Source organism: Sphingobium sp. D43FB (genome assembly GCF_002312805.1).
GTDB lineage: Bacteria > Pseudomonadota > Alphaproteobacteria > Sphingomonadales > Sphingomonadaceae > Sphingobium.
The window spans coordinates 1-403 of the sequence record NZ_NMUA01000240.1; the positions used below are offsets into that span (position 1 = coordinate 1).

A 403-nucleotide genomic window follows, 5' to 3' on the forward strand; every position below is an offset into this window, starting at 1 on the left:
GAAATCGAGTAGGACGGAGCACGAGAAACTTTGTCTGAATATGGGGGGACCATCCTCCAAGGCTAAATACTACTGACTGACCGATAGTGAACTAGTACCGTGAGGGAAAGGCGAAAAGAACCCCGGAGAGGGGAGTGAAATAGATCCTGAAACCGTATGCGTACAAGCAGTGGGAGCCCACTTTGTTGGGTGACTGCGTACCTTTTGTATAATGGGTCAGCGACTTATTTTCAGTGGCGAGCTTAACCGAATAGGGGAGGCGTAGCGAAAGCGAGTCTTAATAGGGCGTCTAGTCGCTGGGAATAGACCCGAAACCGGGCGATCTATCCATGGGCAGGTTGAAGGTTGGGTAACACTAACTGGAGGACCGAACCGACTACCGTTGAAAAGTTAGCGGATGACC

Annotated in this window: 1 rRNA gene; it reads left to right on the plus strand. The window is 50.9% G+C overall.

Annotation, left to right across the window (positions count from 1 at the left end):
• A 23S ribosomal RNA gene (locus SxD43FB_RS24200) occupies positions 1-403 on the plus strand; the annotation flags it as partial.